Origin of the sequence: Nocardia niigatensis NBRC 100131 (genome assembly GCF_000308655.1) — a bacterium.
In the GTDB taxonomy this organism is placed as follows: domain Bacteria; phylum Actinomycetota; class Actinomycetes; order Mycobacteriales; family Mycobacteriaceae; genus Nocardia; species Nocardia niigatensis.
In genome coordinates this window covers 1-25,197 of record NZ_BAGC01000042.1, presented here as the reverse complement: position 1 = coordinate 25,197, position 25,197 = coordinate 1, and the positions used below count along the sequence as shown (strand labels likewise).

Below are 25,197 nucleotides of genomic sequence, written 5' to 3'. Positions count from 1 at the left end.
CCTCGGCTCGGGCCTCTATTCAACCCTGGGGGTTCGGGCCGACCCGGGGCCTTTACGGATCCATAACCACTGCGCGCACCGGATTTCCGGTTCCTTTGCGAGCCCGGCCCGTCTCGAGGTCACCACCCGGACTCGCGGTAGGCGGCGCCCGGATCGCGGCGCTGGAAGTCCTCCGCACGTGGCTGCGGCGAATCCGGTTGGGGTGGAAGTTCTCCGGTCAGCGGAGGGATCATCGCGCGGATGTCGGGTGCGCCTTCGACGAGGTCGCTCAGGGTGGGCATCGCCATGCGCCGGCGCTGGAGCGGGGCCATGAGCTCTCGGACCTGCCGGGCGGCGTCCGCCGCGGCCGCGGCCGACGCCCGCACGAAGGCGTCGGCGATCTCGGGATAGCTGAGATCCGCTATCCCCGAACCGAATCGGACGTCGGTCACGGTGCCGTTGGCGTCGGTCGTGACGGTCACCCGCTTCCGCGTCGTCGCACGACCGGTGATCTGCGCCCGCGCGCGTTGAATCCGCGCGACTTCCCGCATCTGTCTGCGCATTTCGTCGAGCAACTCCACCATCTCCGTTTTCGCGTGTTCGTTCGACATGCACACTCCTTTCATCGGATCCGGCGCGCTCATCGTGCCGGACCATCGAACAGGCGCGACCTGCGCATCGGATCGGCCGGCACGTCGCGTACGAAACGTCCGATATCGCTGTCCGGCACCACACTCCGATAGGTCAGGTCGCACCAGATCTGCGCGTCCCGGCTCACGACGAGCCGGGCCCGCTCCTGCTCCACCGGTGACCACTCGACCCGCACGCCCGGGTCGTCCAGGTACACGACCGCGGCGGGGAGCCGCAGCGCCAAACCGAAGCGATCGTGATAGACCACGGCGGCCACCTCGTCCAGATAGCCGAACACGCCCCCCGGCCCGGTCGACGCGGACGGCACACCGCTCACCGCCCGCAACTCTCCGGTCTCCGGAACCAGCTCCGCGAACGACCCGAATTCGGCCAACGACCGAACCAGGACCGAACCTCGCGCCCCTTCCACCTCGGTTCCGCCGTGCACGGCCGCCCGCGGCCACAGGGCCGGACTCCGTCCCGCCCCGTGTATGCCGCCCGCCGACCCCGAACCTCCGGCCGCGAACGGCATACCGCCCAGAATCGGCGCACCCGAAATCGGCCCGAGCCCCGCCCCGGCCGGCGGCTTCCGCTTGCCGTCGTCCTCCTCCGCATCGGCGGCAACCGACATGGCGTGCAAACCAGGCCCACCCTCTCGATTCGCGAAACCACCTGCACCCGAACCGTATTCGCCGTCGTATCCCGCCCTCGGGGGAGCAGACGTCGAGGGGCCGGACGTAGGCGTCGGATCCGGCGTAGGTGTGGATGTTGGGTCCGGTGTTGGTGTCGGATCCGGTGTTGGCATGGGTGTCGGATCCTGTGTTGGTGTGGGTGAAGGCGTGGGCGTCGGGTCCGGCGTGGGCGTGGGTGTGGGATCCGGTGTTGGTGTCGGATCGGGCGTGGGCGTCGGATCCGGTGTGGGTATGGGATCCGGTGTGGGTGTTGGGTTCGATGGTGTCGGCGTGGGTTCGGGATCCGGGGTGGGCGTGGGTATTGGGTCAGGTATGGGTTGAGGCGTTGGGGTGGGCGTGGGTGGCGGGGTAGGTGTGGGCGCGGGCTCCCAAACCGAATCCGGCGGAGGGGTGGCGGCTTCGAACGGGGAGATCGGCGGCAGGGTGAAATACCGTGGCGTATAGGGAATCTTCGACGTGGTGTCGGGGAATTCCTCCTTCGGTTCTCGGGGCTCGGGGGACCGTTCGCCCTCGTTGGTCCGGGGCTGCTCACCTGTTACCGGATGCGCGGCGTCGCCCGTGCCCTCGCCGGCCTCGGCCTCAGGATCACCCTCTTCCCTGCGTGGCTGAGCCGGGTGCTGCGTTTGCTGTTCCTCCACGGTCGCTGGTTTTTCAGCGGCGCTGGGCTTTTCGGTGGCCGTCGGTTCCTCGGTGGCGGTCAGTTCCTCGGTGGGAATCGGCTCTGCGCCTTCGGCGATCGGGGCATCCGCCACGTCGCCCCGCAACTCTCGTCGCAAGCGGAGAAACTCGTCGATCTGCTTCTGCAACTCCATCCGCTGCACCCGGAACTCACCGGGCCGCAGCCCCGCCCCTTCGAGCGCGGCCGTCCGATCCGCGAACTCGTCGGCTTTCCGCGCGAACGCCTCCTCCGCGGCCTGCCGCAGTTGCGCGGGACTCATCCCGTCCGGGTCAACCCCCAGCCGCCGCAACTTCTCCCGAGCCGAATCGAGCCCATCCCCGCCCTCCGGCGTCGACTCACCCTGCGGCTTCGACCGGTCTTGCGGTTCGGGTCGGCCTTTGGGCTTCGACTCGTTCTGCGGTCCGGGCTCGGCCTTCGATGTGGCGGCCGAGTGCGATTGCACCTCGGTGGCCGGTTGATGGGCAGGAGCCAGGGATGGGGTCGGCGCGGGCGGGGTTGTGCCCGCACGGTGATGCTCGAACAGCGACCGCAGCTCGCCGCGCAGCGCCATGGTCTCGGAGATCTGCTGCTGAATGGCATCGCGTCGGGCGAAATACTCGGCCGGGCCCAGATTCTGGTTGGCGAGATCGTCGGCGGCCGCGGTGAGTTCGCCGACGCGCCGCATGACGGCGTCGACGGAGGCTCGCTCCAGCTCGTGCGGGCTCATGCCGTCGGGGTCGACGCCGAGCCGGCGCAGGGTATCGCGGACCTGGGCCAGCGGCTCCGGCGCCCGCACCGGGGACGATGAGCCATGCTGTCCCGTGCCCCGGGAACCCGCTTCACCGGCACCCTCCTGGCCGATGCCCGCCCGTGATTCGGTCTCGGACCGGCGGCCTTCGGATCCCGCACCCGCAGTCCCCGCCCGACGTCCGTCAGAGCCCGATCCCCGGCGAACCTCCGGAGCCGAAGTACCCGCGGTGCCGCCGACCGGCCCTTCCCGCCTGTCCGGTCCGGCTACGTGGGTGACCGGACCGGCGGCATGCTCTCCCGGACCCGTGCCCTGCCTGCTCACTTCCGTGGCGCCGCTTTCCGGACCCGCGGCCGTGCCCTCCGATCTGCCGGCCGCGCTCTGCGGATGCGGTGTGCTCCCGTCCGGTGCCCCCGCCTCGCGGAATGACTGCGGTGAGGAGTGGGCCTCGGCCGGAGCTTCGCCGCCGCGCATCGCCGGGTCTGCCGCGTGGAAGGGGTGCGTCTCGGGACCGTTCGTGGCGGGGGAGTGGCGGAATCCCTTGCTGCCGCCGACCAGTACGCCGTAGGCTCCGGCGCTGGTCAGGATGCGGGGGTCCCAGGTCCACCCGTTGGCGAAGCCGCCGATGCCCCAGGCCCCCAGGCCGCCCGCGATGCCGGAGCCCGCGCCGACGGCCGCGCCCTTGACGGCGTTGCCGAAGCTTCCACCGGGCAGGTGGATCTTGCCTGCCGCCTTGCCGAGCAGTGAGCCCGCCGGGCCGCCGGCGGCTCCGGCCGCGGCGGCCGTGTAGGCGGTGGTGCCGACCCGTTCCCAGTCGATGCCGTCACGGTGGCCGGCGCCGACCTGATAGGCCTGGATCACCAGATCCTGTCCGGCGCCGAGCACGGTACTGAAAACCACATGCTTGGCAGCGAATTTCACCAGTGCCGCGAGACCGGTCTTGGCCGCGAACCGCGCGATGGCGGCCACCGCTCGTTCACCGAGCAGTCGCACCGCCACACGGGTGGCCCCGATCGCCAGTGTCTCGGCGAGCGGTGCGGTGGGCGGAAACAGCCAGGCGGCGGCGATCTCCACGGCGAGCATGACCAGCGACGAGATGATGAGGATCTTGGTGTACTCGATCTCGGTGCCCAGCCCGTCGGCCGATTCCGCGACGGCTTCGAGGATTTCGGCGAGATGTTCCAGGGATTCCGGGCCGTGGTCGAGCTGGTCCAGTGCCTTGGTCATGGCGTCGAGGCCGTCACCCCACGGGTAGGCGTCGATCGTCGCCTGCTTCGCGGCCCGCAGTGCGGGCCGCAGGTCGCGGAGATCGGCTGCGGCGGTGCGCCAGTCGCCGCCGATATCCCACATCTTGTCTTCATCGCCGTCGGGCCAGTCCGAGCCGGCGATCCAGCCGAGCCATTCCAGCTCGCTGGGAATAGTGATGGACACCGAATTTCGCTACCGGAAGGAGTTCCCGTTCCGTTTGTCGGTGTGCGCCAGCAGATCCGCGGCCTGGTTCTGGCCCTCGGCATAGGAGTCGAGCGTCTCGGCGGTATTGCCGATGCCCTCGCTGAGGTTCTTGTGCGCGGCGAGGTAGCCCTGATCTCCATCGGCGAAGGCGCTGCCGTATCCATCACCGCCCCAAGCGGTTCCCTTGGCCGACAGCGACTTCTCCAGCCTGGCGAGAATTTCGTCCACCCGGTCCCGCAGGTCCGCCATCTGCCCGGCGGCCCCGCGTAGCTGTTCCGGCGTCACACCAACCTTGGGCGCCACCCGCGCTCCCTCCACTCCTCGAACGGATTTCGACAGTGGCATGCGAAACCGTCGCCGAGAACGCACCGGTGGCCGAATTAACGTGGTCCTGACGGGGAAAGCGTGAACTCTTGACGAATTCTTTTCGGCGGGAAGGCTTCTCACTCGGCGTCCCTCACGGCGAGTCGTTGTCCGTGCGCACCCTCAGCGCGATCCGTTCGCGCGCACCGGGTTCATCCCGACATGGTGCCCGAGCGGTTCGGCAGCATCGAGGGCTTGCCCGGAAATTTCTCGTCAATACGGGCCGGTGAACTTGCCTCGCAGTATCGGCGACGGTTCTGATGGAAGGCATGGCTGACATGCGCACGAATGCTCGTGTCTCGTGGACGGGCGCCGGTGTGACCGGGCTCCCCGGGTTGTCGCCTGTTCGCTCGGAGCCGCCGACCTCGTTGGAGCGCTTCGGCTTCGGCGGAGAGGACGAGCCGCCGTCGCGCGGTTTCCGCCTCGCCTGACGGTCGAATCCGATCATTCTCGGTTGTCCGGCCGAATTCTCTCTCGTGATGCGAGCTGTCGCTCGGCGTCACTTCCCATCGCCCGGTAGGGCATTCCGTACGCGCGAGTGCGCGAAACCCGGGGTCCTGCCGCGCATTCTACGAATGGATGGAAATGTCCGACTCTCCCTTCGCTTCCCGTACCGCGCTCGTCACCGGGGCCACCAGCGGTCTCGGATTGGAGCTGGCCCGCCGCCTGGTCGACGGCGGCGCCACCGTGATCGTGCATGCGCCCGACCCGTCCTCCGGTGACCTTGCGCTGGAGGAACTGATCAAGGCCGGCGCCGAACCCATGCGGTTGCGGATGTTGACGGCCGACTTCTCGCGCATGGACGAGGTGGCCGCCCTCGCGGGCGCGCTGACCCGCACGATCCCGTCCCTGGACCTGCTGGTGAACAATGCCGCGATCCGTGGGCCGGAACGCCGTTCACTCACCGGCGACGGCAACGAAATCACCTTCCAGGTCAACTATCTAGCGCCGTACGTGTTGACGAAGGCGCTCGTGCCCGCCCTCGGCGCCGCCGGCGGCCGGGTGGTGAACGTGTCCTCGGATCGGCACCGCGGCGGCACCATCGGCTGGGGCGATCTGGACCGGAAGAAGGGCTACTACCTGCCGCTGCCGGTCTATTCCCAGTCCAAGCTCGCGCTGACCATGTTCACCCGGACCTTCGCCGAGGAGCACGCCGGGCGGCTGACCGCCCTCAGCGTCGATCCGGGCAATATCCGGACCGGGATGCTCCCGCTCTACGGCCTGGTCGGCCGCTCTGCCGCTGAGGTCGCCGCCGAACTCGCCCAACTCTGCGAACCCGCACGTCGAGTCAGCACCGGCACCTACTACACCGGCCTCGAGCCCACCGTGCCCGCCGCGCTGGTCGGCAATGCGACGGCTCGCGCCCGCCTGGCCAAGCTCACCACCCAGCTCACCGAAATCAGCTGACGAGAGGAATAACAACGGCGGACTACTCCTTCGATGCCTGCGTGCGCGACGTCGGCGCCGTCCTCCGGCAGCGCTGAGCGGATCAATCCGGCAGACACTCACCGGGTTTCCGGACACGCCGCTCGGGTCACCACCAGTCGAGGATGGGCTGGAGTTCGCGGCCCAGTTCCGGGGCCAGGGAGCGGGCGTAGCTTGCGGTGAGGTGGTGTTCGTCGTGGTAGATGAGGATATTGCCCTCCACGACCGGGCAGACGTCGGGCTCGCACACCGCGTCGTTGGGGTCGATGAGGTGCATGTTCGGGAACGCGGCGGCGGGGGCCGCGGCCGGATTCTCCGCATTGAGGGCCTCGCTGCGGGGGAGGCCGCAGCTGAGGCGGTCGCCGCCGCCGGCCAGACAGTCGATGGCCCGGTAGCGAATGCCGTTGCGGCGCAACCACGGCGTGTCGCGGATGCCGATGAGCTGCAGGCCGCGGTCCGACAGCGCGGACCAGACGTCGAGGTAGTCCTGCGGTGTCTCGTCGCCGCCATTGTCGCTGGGGCGGGTCGCGGTGGTGAAGACGTAGTCGGGTCGCTCCACGCCGAGCCGGTCGATCACCTCGGCCGACCAGTCCCGGCAGTCCGGATTGTGCTGGCCCTTGTACATGGGCTCCTCGGCCACCGTCAGCGGGCAGCCCATCTTCAAATAGACGACGACCCGGAACCGGTACTGCTCGCCCAGGATCTGCAGGGCCGGAATCCAGTGCTCGGCATGCGAATTGCCGACCACCGCGAGGGTGCGGTGCGCGTCGCGGTCACCGTAGGCGCAGGTGGTGACCGCGCGGGTGTCGAAGTCGGAGATGCAGCCGTCCCGGGTCGGGTAGGCGATATCGGCGGGAGCTTCCTCGGTGGTGGGGCGCATCGGAGCGCGCGGCACCAGCGCGTGATCGGTGAGAGCCGCCGCGCCAGGGTACTTGGCGGGATCCAGTTCGCCGACCGCGTGCGCCTTCGCGCCCATGCTCCACTGCCAGGCCAGGGTCGACCCGAGCAGCAGCACCCCGACCGTCGACACCGCCACCCCGGCCAGCACGCGGCCGAGCGCGGGCGTCGTGGCCGGCCGTGAGCGCAGGCGTAGCGGCTCCTCGACGAGATGGTGGGTCACGAACGCCAGCACCAGCGAGATCAGGATGATGACCAGCCCGCCCAGCCACCCGGCCCGGCGCTGATGCTGTTCACCCAGATAGAAGATGAGCATCGGCCAGTGCCACAGGTACAGCGCGTACGCGAACCCGCCGAGCCGCACCACCGGCCCGGTCGCCAGCGCCCGATTCACCAGCGGCTGACCGGCGGTGTCGCGGCCCGCGCCCGCGAGAATCAGTGCGGTCGTGGCCAGCACCGGAATCAGCGCGGCCGGACCGGGGAAGACCAGTGACCCGTTCACCATCCAGCCGCAGCAGGCGATGGCCGCGATTCCGCTCCAGGCGAACACTTCCCGCGTCGGCCGGGGCAGCCGGATCAACGGCGCCGCGAGGGCGAGCAGACCGCCCGCGAGGGGTTCCCACGCACGGGCGAAGGTGTCGTAGTAGTTCCAGCCCTGCTGGGTCGAAACCCCTTCGGTCGCATAGCAGAACGAGACGATGGCGGCGACGCCGAAAATGATCGCGAGCGTCAGCCGCAGTACGCCGTCCTCGCCCGCCCGGCGCAGAAACGGGTACCCGGAGGCCAGTTTCCACGCCCCCGCCCGGATCGCGCGCCGCAGCGTCCAGGCCACGCCCGCGACCGTCAGCAGCAGAACGAGATACATCTGCCCCTGCACCGACATCGACCACAGATGCTGCAGCGGGCTCACCGAGGGATCCGCGGCCAGATAGTCCGACCACGACAACGCCAGATACCAGTTCTGGTAGTAGAACAGCGAGGCCAGCGTCTGGCCCGCGATATTCGACCAGCGGGTGTGGGGGAGCAGTACCACCGTCGCGGCCACCACCGCCGCCAGCACCACCACCATGGCGGGCAGCAGCCGGCGCAGCGTGCGCCGGATCGTGCTCAGGACGCCCACCGATCCGCTGTCGGCGCGGCGCACGAGCATGCCGGTGAAGAAGAAGCCGGAGAGCACCAGGAACACGTCCACGCCGCCGGAGACGCGTCCGGCCCAGATGTGGAAGGCGACCACCAGCGCGATAGCTACACCGCGCAGCCCGTCCAGATCGAGTCGGTAGGCCCCTGGCCTGGTCGGAGCAACCGGTGCGTCCTGTCGGTCGCTGCCCGGCGCGGTCGGGTGATCGGTGCTGGATATGGACATGGCGGCTGCCATTGTCGTTCAGGTGTCGAGCAAATTACCAATCGCCACACAGAAGATGTCTATCTTGTGGCCTTTCCGGCTGGTCAGGCGAATGCGAAATAGCGCAGCCACAGATAGGGCGCGGCCATCGCAATCGTGACCGCGGTCACCGGAATGCCCTTGCGGGTGAATTCCCAGAACGAGATCGGATGGTCCGACCGCCGCGCGATCCCGAGCATCACCACATTCGCACTGGCCCCGACTGCTGTGAGGTTGCCGCCGAAATCCGCGCCCAGCGCCAGCGCCCACCACAGGGCATTCGCCTGGACCGGATGATCGACGTGTGCCACCAGCTCGGCCACCAGCGGGCTCATGGTCGCCACGTACGGGATGTTGTCGATGACACCCGACAGCACCGCCGAGACCGCGAGTATCAGCATGGTTGCCACGAGCGCGTCACCGCCGGTGAGTTCGGTCGCGAATTTCGCCAAACGCGCGATCACCCCGGTTTTCACCAGCGCCCCGATCATCACGAACAGACCCGCGAAGAACAGCAGCGTCTCCCATTCCACCGCGGACAGGTAATCCCGTTGCGGCAGACCGGAAATCAGCACCAGCGCACCCGCGCCGAGCAATGCCACCAGCGCGGGCTCGAGATGGAAGACGGGGCGCCCGAAGAATCCCGCGAAGACCATGGCCAGCACGATTCCGCACTTGATCAGCAGCTTCGGATCGCGAATCGCCTCCCGCTCGTTCAACTGCATGATGTCGGCGGCCCGCTCGGGATGGACCTCGAAGGAGCCCTTGAACAGTCGCGGCAGCAGCAGTGTGAACACGGCCAGCGTGAGGAGCACGATCGGCGTCAGATTCAGGAAGAAGTCGTTGAACGACAACCCGCCCCGGCTGCCGATGATGATGTTGGGCGGGTCGCCGACGAGCGTGGCCGCGCCACCGATATTGGAGGCCAGCACCTCGGCGATGAGGAACGGCACCGGCGGCACCTCCAGGCGCTCGCACACCAGCAGCGTGACCGGTGCGATGAGCAGCACGGTGGTGACATTGTCCAGGAAGCCCGACGCGGTGGCGGTGATGAGCACCAGCAGGATCATCACCCGCAGCGCGGATCCCTTGGCGCGCTTGGCCGCCCAGATGGCGGCGTACTCGAAGACGCCGGTCTGCCGCAGTACGCCGACGATGATCATCATCCCGAGCAGCAGGTAGATGACATTCCAGTCGATGCCGGTCTCGTGCGAGTAGAAGACGTCGTCGGAGTCGACGATGCCGAGGGCGATGACCACGCCGCCACCGACGAGCGCGGCAATGGTCTTGTGCACCCGCTCGGAGGCGATCAGGACATACGCGACGGTGAAAACCGCGATGGCGATGGCGACGGTCACGGCGTCCGCCGCGCATGCCGCGAACGCCCCGGCGGGCTCAGTTCGCCAGCGCCACTTCCAGCAGCCGCGAGGACGTGATCACGCCGAGCAGCCGGTCGCCGTCCTGCACCGCGACCAGCGGTGACTTGTACTTCGCCATCAGCGCCGCGACCTCGACGATATTGTCGTCTGCCTTGGCCGCGGGAATCTTGGTGAGCCGCTCCGGAATCACATCCCGGACCTTCTTGCCCCGCAACCGTTTCACCACCTGCCCGCACATGGACTCGTTGAGCACCCCCGCCAGCGACGGATCGTCCTGCACATACGTCGGCACGATGAACAGCGCCACCTGCGAGGCCGGCAGCACCGAATGTGGCTTGCCGTTGGCGTCGGTCACCAGAATCCCGGGCAGTCGATGCTCCGCGAGCAACTTCGCCGCGTCGATCGCGTCGGAGTCCAAATCGATCACCGGATATTCCTCGGCCATCTGAGCGGCATGCATATGTGCAGGATACGACGGATAGCCGAGCATTCACGGCAGCAGAATACGTCAAGATCGAAAACAGATGCCGCATCGAAACTCCCAGGTCGGACCGTGCGGCCCGAGGTTTCGGACCGGCCGACCAGACTTCCCGGCACGCCGTGAGCACAGATTTCGTAAAGGGTACCGCGAACGGGTTCATCGCGAGTCCGGAGGTTTCAGCTCATACGTCCGGTACGCGGCCCGAATGACCGGGTAGGAGACATTGCGGACTTCGACGCCCGCCATGGTGCGGCCGAACTCGGTGCCACTGTGGGCATGGCCGTGGACGGCCAGCGAGGTACCGGCCGCGTCCACCGCCTCGGCGAGCTCGTGGCAGCCCAGGCCCGGGTAGATCTTCGGAGGCTCGCCGACCAGGGTGTCGACGACGGGGGAGAAGTGCATGAGGGCGACGCGGATGTCGGCGTCCAGTGATGCCAGGGCGGCGCGCAGGCGGGTGGCGTCGACGGGGCCGCGGCGGAAGCGGGCGCGGTGTTCGACACTGCCCTCGGACGGGTTGCCCGGGTGGCCGGGGAAGCCGCCGCTACCGCCCATGACCCCGGCGATGCCCAGGCGAATCCCGTTGACGGGCAGGGTGATCGCGGTGCCGTCGAGCATGTGGACGCCGATCTCGCTGAGCCGCACCGAGATCCGGAAGCCGAGCCGGCGATCGTGATCGTGATTGCCCAGCACGGCGACGACCGGGACAGGGAGATCGGCGATCTCCGCGCACAGGGCGTCGGTGTCGCGCAGGGTGCCGCCATTGGTCAGATCACCGGCCAGCAGCAGCACGTCCGCGCGGGCGCCCAGCTCCAGCAGGGCGGGGCGGAATCGGCCGCGCATGCTCTCGCGCATGTGCAGATCGCCCACCGCCGCGATCCGGACGTGCCCGGATTCGCCGTCCGGGTCCCGGATCTCTCCGTTCTTGCCATTGCCACGGCCCATACCGTCAGCCAGCCACAGAACCTTCTTGGCTGTCAACGCTATTCGGGCCGTGGCCGTCGGCTGTGCGGGCCGTCGGCGGCCACGCGCCTACTCGCCCAGGGGCTCCAGCCGCAGCGGGACGCCCAACCGGTTCCACAGGTTGATCTGCGCGGTCACCGCGACCAGACCCGCCCGCTGCCCCTCGTCGAAGTGCTTCTCCACGCCCGCCCAGATCTCGTCGCTCACCCCGTGCGGGCCGAGTTCCGTTGCGGCCTCGGCGTACTCCAGTGCGGCCTGCTCGGCCGGAGTGAACAGCGCGGACTCGCGCCAGGCGTTGAGGTGCCAGAGCCGCCGCTCGGTCTCGCCCTCCTTGCGGGCCTCGGTGGAGTGCATGTCGATGCAGAACAGGCAGCCGTTGATCTGCGAGACCCGTATCTTGACCAGTTCCCGCACGGTGGCGTCGAGGAGGCCGCGACGGATCGCGGTCTCGGCGGCGATCCAGGCCTGGTAGACCTCGGGGGCTGCCTCCTGCATGGCCAAACGCGACATGGTGTCGTCCTTTCCGCTGGTTTCGTATCCACACCGAGGACGAGACAGGTCCCGCGGACGTGACGGGCAGTGCGCTGTGTCCTTGATCACACCAGGATGGCGATGCCCGCGGCCACGGTTACCGGCGGGTACTCGAATCGCCTCACATCGGACCGGTCGGGTCGTTCGGTCCAGAGGGTGGTGTTTGCCGTAATTGTGCGAAATGCGGCGCGGCGGACAATAATCCGCACGTGGGAACAGTTCTACTGATCGCGCTGGGTCTGCTGTGTTTCGTCACCGGACCCGCATTGGCGCTGGTTATCGTGCTCGCGGTGCGAGGGTCGGCGCGTGGCGCCGCCGCCGCGCCCCGGTCCGGACGCCGTGATGCCGGACGGATACCCGCCGGTGTGGACCAGCGGTATCGGAGGTAGATCAGGGGATCAGCGGTCGCCGGACCGCCTGCGCGAAGACCGGGTTCCGGTGGATCCCCCAGGCGATCCACCGGAACCCGGCCCGACACCGGGACCACCCCTGGAGCCGGTGCGCGGGAACCGCTACGGCCGCGTCATTGCGGCATAGCGGGCGATGTGTCGGTCGGTCGTGCCGAACTCGTACTGCACGGCCGTCAGGCGCTTGAAGAAGTGGCCGATGGCCAGCTCCTCGGTCATACCCATGGCGCCGTGCAGCTGCACCGACTCCTGGCCGATCCGGCGGGCGGCGCGGCCGATGGTGGCCTTGGCGGCCGCGGCGGCGCGGGCCCGCTCGGGCGCGGGGGCGTCCAGCTTCAGCGTCACCAGATACGTTGCGGCCACGGCCTGTTCGAGCTCCAGCAGCATATCCACCATGCGGTGCTGCAGGGCCTGGAAGCTCGAGATCGGGACGCCGAACTGCTGGCGCTGCTTGGTGTAGGCGACGGTGTCGGCGAGCACCTTGCGCATCGCCCCGACCGCCTCCGCGCACACCGCGCCAATGCCCTCGTCCACGGCGGCGGCGACGGCCTCGCCCGCGTCCGCGAGCAGCAGGGCGTCGGCGGGCACCCGCAGGCCCTCGAAGGTCAGGTCGGCGGCCTGGCGCTCGTCGATGGTGCGGTACGAGCGCACGGTCAGCCCGGCGGGCGGGTCGGCGGCGTCGAAATCGACCACGAACAGCGCGGTTTCGTCCGCCAACCGCGCGGTCACCAGCAGGTGGGTGGCCAGCGGCGCGGCGGTCACCACCGACTTCTCACCGGTCAGCACCCAATCGTCGCCGTCCCGGACCGCGGTGGTCGCGACCGCGGCGTAGTCGTAGCCGGATCGCGGTTCCAGCGCGGCGAATCCGGTGACGACCTCGCCCGCGGCGATGCCCGCCAGCAGATCCTCGGCCCGCTTGCCGGTGCTGCGCCGCAGCAGGCCGCCGCCCACCACCACGGTGTCCACGTACGGTTCCAGCACCAGCGCGGCGCCCAGCGCCTCGGCGATGATCATGGTCTCGACCGGGCCGCCCCCGATGCCGCCCACCGACTCCGGCAGGCTCGCCCCGAGAATCCCGACCTCCTCGGCCAGTCCGCGCCAGACCTCCGGCTGCCAGCCGGCCCCGGTCCGCGCCGCCGCGCGGCTGGGTTCGAGCGGATAGCGCGCCGCGAGGAACTCGGTGACGGTGTCGCGGAGCAGTTCTTGTTCGGCGGTGAAAGAGAAGTCCATGGCTACAGTCCCAGGGTGGCTTTGGCGATGATGTTGCGCTGAATCTCGTTGCTGCCGGCGTAGATCGAGCCGGCGCGGTCGTTGAAGTACCGCAGCGGGGCGACCGCCTGCCAGTCCGCGCCGGCGACGAAACCGTCGGCGGGCGGGATGTAGTCGGCGATCGGGCCGCCGGGCATGGTGGCGTGCGGCTGATAGGCGCGACCGTGCGGACCGGCGGCCTCCAGCGCCAGTTCGGTGAGCGCCTGGCTCAGCTCGGTACCCAGGATCTTGAGGGTGGACGCGGCCGGGCCCGGGTCCTTGCCGCTGGAAACCAGTGCGAGGGTGCGGTATTCGAGGATCTCCAGCACGTCCGCGCGCAGGCGGGCATCGGCCAGTTTGGCGGCGAAGGCGGGATCGTCGATGAGCGCGCCGCCGTTCGGGCCGACCTGCTCGATCGCGGCCTGCGCCAGCTCCTCGGCCATGACCTGCAGCGCGGGGGCCACCGCGCCGCCGCCGCGCTCGAAGTTGAGCAGGAACTTGGCGACGGTCCAGCCGTCGTCGATCTGGCCCAGCACATTCGCCTGCGGTACCCGGACCTGGTCGAAGAAGACCTGGTTCTGCACCTGCTCGCCCGAGGTCATGACCAGCGGGCGGATCTCGATGCCCGGGGTGCGCATGTCGATGAGCACGAAGGTGATGCCCTGTTGCTTCTTGGCCTGCTTGGAGGTGCGGACCAGGGCGAAGATCCAGTTGGCCTCGGTGGCGTGGGTGGTCCAGATCTTGGAGCCGGTGACCACCAGGTCGGTGCCGTCGGGCACCGCGGCCATGGTCAGCGAGGCCAGGTCCGAGCCGGACTCGGGCTCCGAATAGCCCTGGCAGAAGAACACTTCGCCGGTGAGGATGCCGGGCAGGAAGAAGTCCTTCTGCTCCTGGGTGCCGAAGGCCATGATGGCGTGCGAGACCATGCGAATTCCCATGGGGGACAGGCTCGGTGCGCCGGCCAGGGTGCATTCGCGGCCGAAGATGTAGTGCTGGGTCAGGCTCCAGTCGCATCCGCCGTACTTGACCGGCCATGCCGGGGCGGCCCAGCCGCGCTCGTGCAGGATCGCCTGCCAGCGCATGCTGGCCTCGTGGTCCGGGTAGACGCTGGTCGCCAACCGTCCCGCGCGGCGAAGATCTTCGGTTAACTTTTCGTCGAGGAAGCTGCGCACTTCATCACGAAACGCCAGATCGGCAGGCGACCAGTCGAGGTCCACGATGACTCCTTGTCCGAGAACTGGCACTAACCATCTCATCGCATCACCCCTGCTGGCAAATGTGCTGGCACCTGCCTTCACTTGGATCCCTTGACATTCCAATGTGGAGGTTTATCCTTGATGCATATTCCACTGTGGAGCATGTGGCAGCGTCCGACCGAGAGGATCGACATGGACATCACCACCGGCACCCGCGCCTCCGACGCCGAACGCGCCCAGATTGCCGACCTCCTCGGCCGCCACCTCGCCGACGGGCGCCTCGACCTGGCCGAATACAACGAGCGGCTGACCCAGGTCTACTCGACGGCCACCCGCGAGCACCTTCACCTGGTCCTCCAGGACCTCCCCGACCTCCCCGAGACCGGTGCGGCCCAGACGATCTCTGGCACCCGCTTCCCCATCTGGCAGCGGATCGAAGGCAGCGCCTGGCTCGGCGTCAGCCTCCTCTGCCTCGTCATCTGGGCCGCAATCTCCCTCACCGCAGGCGAATTCACCTACCCCTGGCCCATCTGGGTCATCGCCCCCTGGGGAGCGGTCCTGGTCTTCCGCGTCGTCATGGGCTGGGAATCCGCCGCCTGGAACCGCTACCGCACCCGCTGACCCCGAGTGCTCGTCAGGGCGTGACTTCGCCGCGTGTCAAATGGCGAGTCGCCATGAAACCGATTGCCGGGGAGTGGATGCGGCGTAGGTTGCCTGAATATGGCTGACCCGCCGAATAATCCGCACGACGCCTACTTCCGGCACGTCCTGGCCAAGCCCGCGAACGCTGCCGGAGAGTTGCGGGCGGTACTCCCCCGGCCGTGTCCGTGCTCGTGGACTGGGACGCCTTGGAAAGGCAGCCCTGCAGCTTCGTCACCCCAGAGCTCCGTTCCCGCTTCAGCGACCTCCTGTTCCGCACCCGCCTGGCGTGCCACGACGCCTTCATCTACGTCCTGGTCGAGCACCAAAGCCAACCCCACCCACTGATGCCCTTCCGAATGCTGGAGTACATGGTCCGCATCTGGAACCACTACATCGACGACCACCCCAAGGCCGACACCCTGCCAGTGGTGATCCCCGTGGTTGTACACGCCAGCCCCAACGGACGCCGTTGGAACAAACCGACCGAGCTCGCCGACCTGATCAGCATCGACCCAGGCACTCGCACGGCGCTCGGCGATTACCTCCCGAGCCTCCGCTTCCTCCTCGACGATCTTGCCGCGGTAGACGTGCCCGCCCTCCTCGCGCGGAAGCTGACTCCCGAGGCCCGCGTGATGTTCGTGCTGTTGAAGAGGGCCCAGGGAAACCGTCATCTCGACAAGGATCTGACGCTCCTGCTCGATGACTTCGGTGCGATGCTGGCTGCGTCGGGCGGCAAGGCGCAATTGGTGTGCGCGCTGACGTACATTCTCATTGTCGGCGAAATCAGTGAATCCGATCTCGGATCCGTCATCGGACAACTCGGACCCCAGGCCAGGGAGGTCATCATGACGACAGCGGACCGACTCCGCGCCGAAGGCCGCGCGAAAGGCCGCGCGGAAGGTGAGGCGAGGGGCGAAGCGAAATGGCGCGCGCAGGCTCTGATCGAGCAGCTGTCGGAGAAGTTCGGGACGTTGACCGCCGAGACTGTCGCCACGGTCCGTTCCGCGACCCCGGAGCGGTTGCGGGTGTGGAGTGCGCGGGTTCTGACAGCGGGCAGTATCGACGCGGTGTTCGAGGATTAGTGTGCAGCACTTCCCATTTGGGATTCGCTGCACACTGAGCGGCTCGCGGAACGAGCTCTCGGTGCCTTGACTACAGGGCGAGTTGGGTGCGGAGCGCGGTGGCGAACCAGTCGAAGATTCGGGTCAGGTCGGGGAGCGCGGGCCAGGCGTTGATGGTGGCCACCAGGTGCCAATAGCGTTCTACGCGTGGGCCGTTGGCGATTTCCAGGCGGTTCAGGATCCATTCTCGGAGATTGCGGTCGTCCGGCTTGGTGAAGGTGTCATCCGATCCCCGGTTGGCCACCGCGCGCCGGAGCCGCAGTACGCGGATCTGTACGTCCACCGCCTCGACGTGCGCGGTCGCGACCTCGGTCAGGGAGGTTTCGCGGGACAGCACGCGCCGCACGGTCGCCAGGTCCATGCCCAGTTCGCGCAGGGTGCGTACCAGTTCCAGGCGCGCCACGTCCTCGATGTCGTACCGCCGGTAACCGCCGGGGCTGTACATGGTCGCCGGAACGATCCCTTTGTCGGAGTAGAAGCGAATGGTCGTGACCGTCAGGCCGGTGCGTTCGGCCAGCGCCCCGATCGTGTAGAGCGTTTCGTCGTCCATGCGTCAACCTTGGTGCTTCCCCTTGGTGGAGACTCCAGTCTTCGGGTCCGGCATACTCGGAGCAATCCTGGGGAACCGGGTAGTCTGGGCCGCTGTGCACCTGAAGAGTCTGACGCTGAAGGGGTTCAAGTCCTTCGCGTCCGCGACGACGTTGCGATTCGAACCGGGGATCACCTGTGTGGTCGGGCCCAATGGGTCGGGGAAATCGAACGTCGTCGACGCGCTCACCTGGGTGATGGGTGAGCAGGGCGCGAAGGCGCTGCGGGGCGGGAAGATGCAGGACGTCATCTTCGCCGGTACCGCGGGTCGCGCCCCGCTCGGTCGTGCCGAAGTCACGCTGACCATCGACAACTCCGACGGTGTCCTGCCCATCGACTACTCCGAGGTGTCGATCACCCGCCGCATGTTCCGCGATGGCGCGGGCGAGTACGAGATCAACGGAAACTCCTGCCGGCTCATGGATGTCCAGGAGCTGCTCTCCGACTCCGGCATCGGCCGGGAGATGCACGTCATCGTCGGTCAGGGCCAGTTGTCGGCGATCCTGGAGTCGCGGCCGGAGGATCGGCGGGCCTTCATCGAGGAGGCCGCGGGCGTGCTCAAGCACCGCCGGCGCAAGGAGAAGGCGGTCCGCAAGCTGGACGCCATGCAGGCGAATCTGGCCCGCCTCACCGACCTCACCACCGAATTGCGCAGACAGTTGAAGCCGCTGGGCCGGCAGGCCGAGGTGGCCCGCCGCGCCGCGACCGTCCAGTCCGAACTGCGGGACGCCCGATTGCGGCTGGCCGCCGACGATCTGGTGAGCCGCCGCCGCGAACTGGAGAGCCAGCAGAGCAAGGAGGCCTACGCGCGCGAGCGGCAGGTCAATATGCAGGCCGAGCTGGACGCCGCCAATGCCGCTCTGGCCCAGCAGGAATTCGAGCTGTCCAAGCTCACCCCCAGCGCCGAGGCGGCCGCCCAGACCTGGTTCCAGCTCTCCGCCCTCACCGAACGCGTCAATGCCACTATCCGCATTGCCCGCGACCGTGCCCGCAACCTCACCATCGAGCAACCCGCCGGCGCCGGCCGCGACCCCGAACAGCTGGAGCGCGAGGCGGATCGGGTCGAGGCCGAAGAGGCCGAACTGCGGGAAGCGGTCGAAATCGCCACCGAGACCCTGGAATCCGCCCGCGAACAACTCTACGAACGCGAACAGGCCGCCAAGGCGGCCGAACAGGCCCACCTCGCCGCCGTCCGCGCCATCGCCGACCGCCGCGAGGGCCTGGCCCGCCTGTCCGGCCAGGTCGACACGCTGCGCATTCGGGCCCAGTCGGTGGACGGCGAGATCGCCCGCATGTCCACCGGCATCGCCGAGGCCCGCCGCCGCGGTGAGGACGCCAATGCCGAATTCGAGGCCGTCCAGAGCGAACTGAGCGAACTCGACGCGGGTGAGGAGGGCCTCGATCACGCCTACGAGCATGCCGCCCAGGCCCTTGCCCTGGCCGACCAGCGCGTCACCGAACTGCGCGAGAAGGACCGCGAGGCCGGAAAGCGCGTCGCCTCGCTGACCGCCCGCATCGAGGCCCTCACCATGGGCCTGCGCCGCAAGGACGGCGCGGCCTGGCTGCTCGAGCACCGCACCGACGGCCTGCTCGGCCCGCTGTCCGGCCTGATCCGGGTGCACGGCGGATTCGAATCCGCGGTCGCCGCCGCCCTGGGCCCGCTGGCCGACGCCGTCGCCGCCGACACCGGCCCCGCCGCGCACGCCGCCGTGCGCGCCCTCAAGGAGTCCGACGGCGGCCGCGCCGCCCTCGTCTACGCCGCCGATCACCCGGTGGCACAGGCGGATTCGCGACTGCCGGCCGGCGCGCGCTGGCTCACCGAGGTGGTGGACTGCCCCGCCGATCTGCGCGGCGCCATCGCCGCCCTCACCGTCGGCATCGCGGTCACCGACGATCTCGCCACGGCCGCCCAGGTCGTCGCCGAGCGCCCGGAACTGCGCGTGGTCACCCGCGACGGCGACCTCACCGGCAGCGGCTGGCTGCTCGGCGGCTCCGACCGCGCCCCCAGTCAGCTCGAGGTACAGGCCGACATCGATTCCGCCCAGGACGAACTGGCGTCCTGGCAGCGTCAGGCCGAGGAACTCGAGGCGGCGCTCGCGGGCGCGCTGGCCGAACAGTCCGACCGCAAGGAAGCGGTCGACCACGCCCTGCTCGCCCTGCACGAATCCGATCAGGCCCTGGTCGCCATCTATGACCGCCTGGGCCGCCTCGGCCAGGCCGCCCGCACCGCCCAGCGCGAATGCGATCGCCTGCTGGCCCAGCGCGACGACGCCGAAACCGGCCGCGAGGACACGCTTTCCAAACTGGCCGAACTCGAGGACCGGCTGCGCAACGCCGAACTCGAACAGGCCGAGATGGATCCGGAGGCCGCCGGCACCGAGACCGCCGGCTACGCCCGCGAGGAGGCCGCCGCCGCCCTCGCCGAGGCTCGCACCATGGAGGTCGAGGCCCGCCTGGCCGTCCGCACCGCCGAGGAACGCGCGGAATCGGTTCGCGGCAAAGCAGATTCGCTGCGCCGCGCCGCCCGCGCCGAACGCGAGACCCGTGCCCGCGCCGAACGCGCCCAGGCCGCCCGCCGTCAGGCCGCCGGCGTCGCCGCCGTGGTCGCCGAATCCGCGGAGCGGGTGGCCGCCGAACTCGAACAGGTCGTCGCCCAGGCCTCCGCCCGCCGCGACGAATTGGTCCGCCGCCGTAGCGAATTCGCGGCTCAGGTGGAGCAGACCAAGGAGCGGTCCCGCGCCCTCACCACCCAGCTCGCCCAGCTCACCGACACCGTGCACCGTGACGAGGTCGCCCGCGCCCAGGCCGCGCTGCGCATCGAACAGGTCGAGACCACCATCTCCGAACAGTTCGGCATCAGTCTCGACGACCTGGTCGCCGAATACGGCCCGGACGTCCCCATGCCGCCCACCGCGCTGGAGATGATGGAGTACGAGCAGGCCCGCGACCGCGGCGAAGCGGTCAGCGAACCCCAGCCGATGCCCTACGACCGCGCTACCCAGGAGCGCCGCGCCAAGCGCGCCGAGAAGGACCTCACCACTCTCGGCAAGGTGAATCCCCTGGCGCTGGAGGAGTTCGCGGCCCTCGAGGAGCGCTACACCTTCCTCAATACCCAGCTCGAGGACGTCAAGAAGGCCCGCCAGGACCTGCTCGACGTGGTCGCCGAGGTGGACGAGCGCATCCTGCAGGTCTTCACCGAGGCCTACGAGGACGTCGAGCGCGAATTCACCGGCGTCTTCGGCCGCCTGTTCCCCGGCGGTGAGGGGCGGCTGCTGCTCACCGATCCCAGCGACATGCTGACCACCGGCGTCGAGGTCGAGGCCCGCCCGCCGGGCAAGAAGGTCAAGCGGCTCTCGCTGCTCTCCGGTGGCGAGAAGTCCCTGGCCGCAGTGGCTTTCCTGGTGTCGATCTTCCGGGCCCGCCCCTCCCCGTTCTATGTCATGGACGAGGTCGAGGCGGCGCTGGACGACACCAACCTGCGCCGGCTCATCGGCCTGTTCGAGCAGCTGCGCGAGAAGAGCCAGCTCATCGTCATCACCCACCAGAAGCCGACCATGGAGATCGCCGACGCGCTCTACGGCGTCAGCATGCGCGGTGACGGCATCACCCAGGTGATCTCACAGCGCATGCGCGGGGAGAATCTGGTCGGCACCGCGCCGTGACGCGGTGACGGCCGGGACGCCGCCGTCCCGGTGAGCGGGATCGCGGTGCGGGGCAAAGTGAAACGCCTGCGCGTCGCACGGGGGAGGCGCTAGCGTCCGGCCCCATGAGACGCTCCATCGCCGTACTGGCCGCCGGCATCGCCGTCGGCCTGGTCGCCCCGCTCCCGGTCGCCCTCGCCGACTCCGGCTCCTCCGCCCTCGGATCCGGCTCCGCCTCCGGCTCGGGTACCGGCTCGCTGTCCGGTTCGGGCACCGGCAACCTGCCGCCCTACAGCACCTGGATCAGCGACGTCACCACGGTCGCGAACGCCGCGCAGACCTACCTCACCACCGCGCTGCCCGGCGCCACCAAGCCCGCCATCGTCTTCGACATCGACAACACCGTGCTCGAGACGACCTACCATCCGGGCCCCATCGTCCCCGCCATCGCGCCGATCCTGACCCTGGCGAAGTGGGCGAAAAGCCAAGGCGCGTCCATCATCTTCGTGACCGGCCGGCCCGCGCTCATGAACCTCTATACCCAGATCAACCTGACCACCGTCGGCTACCCGGTGGACGGACTCTACGGCGGCGGCCTCACCACCGGCTCCAGCGGCGCGGGCGCCCTCGCCGACTACAAGACCGCCACCCGTGCGTCCATCGAGGCCCAGGGCTACACCATTGTCGCCGATATCGGCAACAGCGCCTCCGACCTGTCCGGCGGCCACGCCCAGCAGACCTTCAAACTGCCCGACTACAACGGCGCATTGCAGTGACCGGCCGGGGTCGGTGACCGGGGCGAGGAGACTCTCGTTTCCTCGCCCCGGTTCTCACGCCTCCAGCAGCGACTTCAACCGCGCCGCACCGGTTTCGGCCAGCCACATGTCGAAAGTCCGCAAGCCAGGATGGATTTCGCGCAGCGCCGGAATGTCGGCGTGCCAGCCCTGGCCCTCGCGCGACAACCGCCAGACCACCCCGACCTCGGTGCCCATGGCGTCGGCCTCCGCCGCGGTGGCCTCCAGATAGCGCACCGGGTGCCCGGTCGCGGCCGTGATCGCGGCGGCCGCCTCCGGCATGGACAGAGCATCACCCGCCAATTCCATTACCCGGCCGTGGAATCCGGCCGGATCCTCGAACGCCAGCTGCGCGAACACGGCGATATCGTCGAGCGCGATGGACTGCACCGGCCGGTCCGCCGGGAACAGATGCTTGTGCACGCCATCGTTGATGCCGTCCACCGGGAAGCCCCGCATGAAGTAGTTCTCCATGAAGCGGGCCGGGCGCAGGATCGTCCAGTGCAGGCCGCTGGACCGCAGCGCGTCCTCCACCCGCCGCTTGCCCTGCGCACCCCACTTGCCGTCCTCGGTATAGGAGGCGACCGTGGTGAACACGACGAACCCCACCCCCGCGGCGCGCGCAGCCTCGATGAAGCGGGTACCGCGCTCGACCTCCAGTTCGGTGTCCCACCCGTGCGGGCCGAACGTCGCCGGTGGCACCAGCAAGGCCGCGCCCACTCCGGACAGCGCCGGGGCGAGAGTCTCGGGAGCGTCGAAATCGCCGACGGCCAGCTCCGCGCCCGCCGCCGCGAGTTCCTGCGCCGCAGGCGATTCCGGATCACGCACCAGCGCCCGCACCGCGTGACCGGTGGCGAGCAACCGGCGGGCGGTGGCCCCGCCCTGCTTGCCGGTCGCACCCGTCACCAGCACCAGATCACTCCTGGAAGCATCATTACGAGAAGACATCGTCACCCGTTCGTTCGGTAGTATTCGGGTCGGTCGACCCGAATACGGACGCTAGAACCGCCCGTTTCCCTTGGCCACCACCGGAAAGGACCCGTGTAACGAAATGTCCGTGCCGAACCGTCCGCAGGAAGCGCCGATGCGGCCCCGCGACGTCCCCGGCGACCAGCCCGCCCCGAACACCCGCGCCGACGCGCGCCGCAATCGCGCCCTGGTGCTGGCCGCGGCGCAGCGCGTCATGGCCGAGGACGGCGTCTCGGTTTCACTGGCCGAGGTGGCGCGCCGCGCGGGCGTCGGCGCGGGCACCGTGTACCGGCATTTCCCCACCAAAGCCGCACTGCTGGAGGCGGTCATGCAGCAGCGCATCGACCGCCTCACCGGCCTCGCCCACCGCCTGCGCGAGGCGCCGGACCCCGGCCGGGCCTTCTTCGCCTTCTGCACCGAGGTCGTCACCTCCTCCCATCGCAACCAGGCCGTCTGCGACCTGGTCGGCAATGACGGCTGGCCGCGCGAACTGGTGCAGGACGCCGGGGCGCGCTTCCACACCGCCCTCGACGATCTCCTGGTCGCCGCGCAGCGATCCGGCGCGGTGCGGCCCGATCTCGCGCTCTCCGACGTGCTGGCCCTGTTCACCGGATGTGTTGCGATCCAACGGCTCACCCCCGGCCCCGAACTGTCCCGGCCCGCCGCCCTGGTCCTGGAAACCATGCGCGCCCGGTCCGTGCCCGGCACCGTAACGAAACTCCGGAACCCGCCCACGTCCCGTGACGAAACCACCACTCGTCACGAAACGCCCCACTGCCCGATCTGCGCCGGCCCGATCCGTCCGACCGGCACCGGCCGCCCCGCCCGCTACTGTTCACCCGCCTGCCGTCAGAAGGCCCACCGCCGGCGGCACGCCACCCCCGCATGAGCCCCTAACCGGCCCCTCCCGAAAGCCGTTGGGGCACTTCGTGACCTGGGTGTGTCCGAACGGATGCGAAGGTGTGACGAGGCGGCTTCCGGGGCGAAAAATACTGGTAGAAGGCCAAATCCGGCGTCTTCGTATGGACCCGCAACGGGCCGGTGGGGAAGTACGCTCCCTGCGTGGTTTGGGTGTCGGCCGCGACGTTCGGTGTCGCATGGTGGCTCGGTTTGTATCTTCTGGCGCGGGATCCGCGAAAGCCGTTGTTACGCAGAGCTGCCATCGGGCTGCTCGCGTTCGCCGCGGCCGTGGTCGCGGATCGGCTGGCCGGGGGGAGCGCCTGGTTCGACGGCCCGCGGATCGTGCTCGTGTGCGCGCCGGTGCTGGCCTTCAGTGGGGCCTTCGTGCGCCTGCTGCCGCTCGGCGCCGTCGAGCGGGTGGACCGCTGGTGGCGGGTCGGGCTGCTGCCGCTGTGCGCGCTGCTGGCAATGCCCGCCGCGGGCGGCTTCCTGCCCGCCGGATACCTGCTCGGCGCGCTCACCCTGCTGGCCCTGCTCGGCACCATGCTGGGGATGCTCGGTCAGCACGCCGAATGGTCCGAGGATTCGCGGCGGTCGGCGGGCGGCCTGCTCACCATCGGCGCGCTGCTGCTCGGGCTCAGCGCGGCCCTGATCCTGTTGGGGCTCAATGTCCTGCCGCGCACCGCCATGCTGTCGGTGATCGCGGCCGACCTGGTGGTGCTGGGCCTGGGCGTCGCGGTGGTGGACGCCTACGACGAGGGCGAGGGGCTGCGCGCCGACATGACGCACTCGCTGGTGCTGTCGGCCGCCACCGCGGCCGTCTTCGGCGGCCAGGCCGCGCTCGCCCTCGGCCTGGCCGGTGAGCGCCCCGCGCTGATCGCGCTGTTCTTCGGCGCCATCGCCGGTTCCATCACCCTGCAGGTGCTCAACGGCCCGCTGCACGCCGGCGCTGACCGGGTGGCCTTCGCCTCGGACCCACAGCTGTGCGCGGCCCGCATCGAATTGCGCAGCGCCACAGAGGCCTTACTGCGCAAGAACAGCGACAGCGGGTTGCACACCGGCGGCTGAGCGGTCAGCGCGGCCGCCGGTGGCCGGGTTCGTCAGAGCAGGTCGCTGACGTCGTCGGGGACGTCGACGGCGTACTTGCGCAGGGTCTCCATGGGCACCACCTCGAGGGCGTTCTCATGGGTCGCGGCCAGCACCACCGGCGCGGCCACCCCGTCCTCGTGAGCGTGTAGCCAGCGCACGGCCACCACACACCATCTGTCGCCCGGTTGCAGGCCCGGGAAGTTGTTCTCGGGCCGCGGAGTCATGAGGTCGTTGCCGATCGACTTCTGGTGCTCCAGGAATTCCGCTGTCACCACGGTGCAGACGGTGTGGCTACCCAAATCCTCGGGACCGGTGCTGCAGCATCCGTCCCGGTAGAAGCCGGTGAGAGGATCGGTGCCACACTCCTCCAGCGGTCCCCCAAGCACATTTCGATCGGTCACGTCGCCGATCCTATTGTCTCGGTGTCGCATTCGCCGCTCCTTCCGCACTGTGGCACGTTCTCGAGCAGACCGGTTGGTAGCTGCTGGCATTCTTCGAGCCCGACCCCGGCGTGTCTACGCACTGCGCGGCACAGCGGTGTGATACATGACACTGCCTTCCGACGCGTCGGTAGGTGTGTGAATCCGGTAATACCGGAGCCTCTGAAAGGATGGGGGTGTGACGACTGCTGAACTGTGGATTCTCATCGCCGCGATCGCGGCGGTGCTGCTCGTGGCGCTGGTCGCCGGCTACGCCCTGAACAAGCGCCGCCGGATCTCACTGACCGAGGAGGTCACCGAGACCAAGGAGGTGACCGACCGGTCGGGCGGATATCAGGCCTCGAGCGGATTCAACTTCAGCCAGGGCAGCGCCGCCGCCGAGCGCGAGAAGGCGCCCGAGGCCACACCCGAACCGGTGCCGCTCCCGCCCGAGCGCACCGACGACGAGGGCCAGCCGCACGTCGGCGACGACGCCGCGATCCCGCGCGACGCCGCCAAACGGAGCATCACCAATGTCCGCCTCCCCGAGCCGGTCCAGGGCCCCGAGCCCGCCCCGGCCACCGCGCCCGTCACGCCCGCTGAATCC

The 25,197-nt window shown here is 69.1% G+C and carries 21 protein-coding genes and 1 pseudogene; 9 read left to right on the top strand and 13 right to left on the bottom strand.

Going from position 1 to position 25,197, the window contains the following annotated elements:
* Positions 1 to 119: 119 nt before the first annotated feature.
* The 3 genes from ON33_RS16995 to ON33_RS16985 are packed head-to-tail and all read right to left on the bottom strand — an operon-like array spanning position 120 to position 4,462.
* The gene (locus ON33_RS16995; RefSeq protein WP_040860011.1) at positions 120 to 590 is read right to left on the bottom strand and encodes a YbaB/EbfC family nucleoid-associated protein; all 471 of its coding nucleotides are present in this window, start codon (positions 588 to 590) and stop codon (positions 120 to 122) included.
* 29 nt (positions 591 to 619) lie between these two features.
* Positions 620 to 4,138 (bottom strand): WXG100-like domain-containing protein, encoded by a 3,519-nt coding sequence (locus ON33_RS42625; RefSeq protein ID WP_040859955.1) that lies wholly within the window; start codon positions 4,136 to 4,138, stop codon positions 620 to 622.
* Between the two features lie 9 nt (positions 4,139 to 4,147).
* Complete coding sequence (locus ON33_RS16985; protein WP_157184577.1) at positions 4,148 to 4,462, bottom strand: WXG100 family type VII secretion target; 315 nt, start codon at positions 4,460 to 4,462, stop codon at positions 4,148 to 4,150.
* A gap of 645 nt (positions 4,463 to 5,107) precedes the next feature.
* Here ON33_RS16985 and ON33_RS16980 point away from each other — a divergent pair.
* Complete coding sequence (locus tag ON33_RS16980; RefSeq protein ID WP_040860009.1) at positions 5,108 to 5,929, top strand: SDR family NAD(P)-dependent oxidoreductase; 822 nt, start codon at positions 5,108 to 5,110, stop codon at positions 5,927 to 5,929.
* A 127-nt stretch (positions 5,930 to 6,056) separates the two neighbouring features.
* Here ON33_RS16980 and ON33_RS16975 read toward each other — a convergent pair whose 3' ends face one another.
* From ON33_RS16975 to ON33_RS16955, 5 genes are all read right to left on the bottom strand, one after another.
* Positions 6,057 to 8,207, bottom strand: coding sequence for an acyltransferase family protein (locus ON33_RS16975; RefSeq protein WP_040859954.1), 2,151 nt, complete (start codon positions 8,205 to 8,207; stop codon positions 6,057 to 6,059).
* 83 nt (positions 8,208 to 8,290) lie between these two features.
* Complete coding sequence (locus ON33_RS16970; protein ID WP_040859953.1) at positions 8,291 to 9,583, bottom strand: ArsB/NhaD family transporter; 1,293 nt, start codon at positions 9,581 to 9,583, stop codon at positions 8,291 to 8,293.
* A gap of 37 nt (positions 9,584 to 9,620) precedes the next feature.
* Entirely contained in the window at positions 9,621 to 10,064 is a 444-nt protein-coding gene (locus tag ON33_RS16965; protein WP_040860008.1) for a CBS domain-containing protein, read from the bottom strand.
* Positions 10,065 to 10,241: 177 nt separating this feature from the next.
* Entirely contained in the window at positions 10,242 to 11,027 is a 786-nt protein-coding gene (locus ON33_RS16960) for a metallophosphoesterase family protein (protein WP_051152393.1), read from the bottom strand.
* 87 nt (positions 11,028 to 11,114) lie between these two features.
* Positions 11,115 to 11,555 carry a carboxymuconolactone decarboxylase family protein gene (locus ON33_RS16955; RefSeq protein WP_040859952.1) on the bottom strand — a complete coding sequence of 147 codons (441 nt, stop codon included), beginning with the start codon at positions 11,553 to 11,555 and terminating at the stop codon, positions 11,115 to 11,117.
* A gap of 230 nt (positions 11,556 to 11,785) precedes the next feature.
* Here ON33_RS16955 and ON33_RS41310 point away from each other — a divergent pair, with 230 nt between their 5' ends.
* Entirely contained in the window at positions 11,786 to 11,965 is a 180-nt protein-coding gene (locus ON33_RS41310; protein WP_157184576.1) for a hypothetical protein, read from the top strand.
* Between the two features lie 123 nt (positions 11,966 to 12,088).
* On the opposite strand, the gene ON33_RS16950 is transcribed toward ON33_RS41310, so the two are convergent.
* Both ON33_RS16950 and ON33_RS16945 read right to left on the bottom strand, forming a co-directional pair.
* Positions 12,089 to 13,213 (bottom strand): acyl-CoA dehydrogenase family protein, encoded by a 1,125-nt coding sequence (locus ON33_RS16950; protein ID WP_040859951.1) that lies wholly within the window; start codon positions 13,211 to 13,213, stop codon positions 12,089 to 12,091.
* Between the two features lie 2 nt (positions 13,214 to 13,215).
* Entirely contained in the window at positions 13,216 to 14,448 is a 1,233-nt protein-coding gene (locus ON33_RS16945; protein ID WP_040859950.1) for an acyl-CoA dehydrogenase family protein, read from the bottom strand.
* A gap of 120 nt (positions 14,449 to 14,568) precedes the next feature.
* Between ON33_RS16945 and ON33_RS16940 the strand changes: the two genes are divergently transcribed.
* The gene (locus ON33_RS16940; RefSeq protein ID WP_245550565.1) at positions 14,569 to 15,048 is read left to right on the top strand and encodes a DUF1707 SHOCT-like domain-containing protein; all 480 of its coding nucleotides are present in this window, start codon (positions 14,569 to 14,571) and stop codon (positions 15,046 to 15,048) included.
* Between the two features lie 200 nt (positions 15,049 to 15,248).
* Entirely contained in the window at positions 15,249 to 16,151 is a 903-nt protein-coding gene (locus ON33_RS16935) for an Rpn family recombination-promoting nuclease/putative transposase (protein WP_040859948.1), read from the top strand.
* A 70-nt stretch (positions 16,152 to 16,221) separates the two neighbouring features.
* On the opposite strand, the gene ON33_RS16930 is transcribed toward ON33_RS16935, so the two are convergent.
* A complete protein-coding gene (locus tag ON33_RS16930; protein ID WP_051152379.1) occupies positions 16,222 to 16,740 on the bottom strand; it encodes a helix-turn-helix domain-containing protein in 519 nt (172 codons plus the stop codon).
* Between the two features lie 94 nt (positions 16,741 to 16,834).
* Here ON33_RS16930 and smc point away from each other — a divergent pair, with 94 nt between their 5' ends.
* Positions 16,835 to 20,440, top strand: coding sequence for a chromosome segregation protein SMC (gene smc, locus ON33_RS16925; RefSeq protein ID WP_040859947.1), 3,606 nt, complete (start codon positions 16,835 to 16,837; stop codon positions 20,438 to 20,440).
* A gap of 104 nt (positions 20,441 to 20,544) precedes the next feature.
* Positions 20,545 to 21,195 (top strand): HAD family acid phosphatase, encoded by a 651-nt coding sequence (locus ON33_RS44020; RefSeq protein WP_083869033.1) that lies wholly within the window; start codon positions 20,545 to 20,547, stop codon positions 21,193 to 21,195.
* Positions 21,196 to 21,249: 54 nt separating this feature from the next.
* On the opposite strand, the gene ON33_RS16915 is transcribed toward ON33_RS44020, so the two are convergent.
* Positions 21,250 to 22,125, bottom strand: a complete 876-nt coding sequence (locus ON33_RS16915; protein WP_245550564.1) for an NmrA family NAD(P)-binding protein — start codon at positions 22,123 to 22,125, stop codon at positions 21,250 to 21,252.
* Between the two features lie 139 nt (positions 22,126 to 22,264).
* Here ON33_RS16915 and ON33_RS16910 point away from each other — a divergent pair, with 139 nt between their 5' ends.
* Entirely contained in the window at positions 22,265 to 23,071 is an 807-nt protein-coding gene (locus tag ON33_RS16910) for a TetR/AcrR family transcriptional regulator (RefSeq protein ID WP_245550563.1), read from the top strand.
* Between the two features lie 173 nt (positions 23,072 to 23,244).
* Positions 23,245 to 24,150, top strand: coding sequence for a hypothetical protein (locus tag ON33_RS16905; RefSeq protein WP_157184575.1), 906 nt, complete (start codon positions 23,245 to 23,247; stop codon positions 24,148 to 24,150).
* Between the two features lie 32 nt (positions 24,151 to 24,182).
* On the opposite strand, the gene ON33_RS16900 is transcribed toward ON33_RS16905, so the two are convergent.
* Positions 24,183 to 24,572, bottom strand: coding sequence for a DUF2237 family protein (locus ON33_RS16900; RefSeq protein WP_040859945.1), 390 nt, complete (start codon positions 24,570 to 24,572; stop codon positions 24,183 to 24,185).
* A gap of 217 nt (positions 24,573 to 24,789) precedes the next feature.
* On the opposite strand from ON33_RS16900, the pseudogene ON33_RS16895 reads away from it, so the two are divergent.
* Positions 24,790 to 25,197: pseudogene (locus ON33_RS16895) on the top strand (signal recognition particle-docking protein FtsY); the annotation flags it as partial.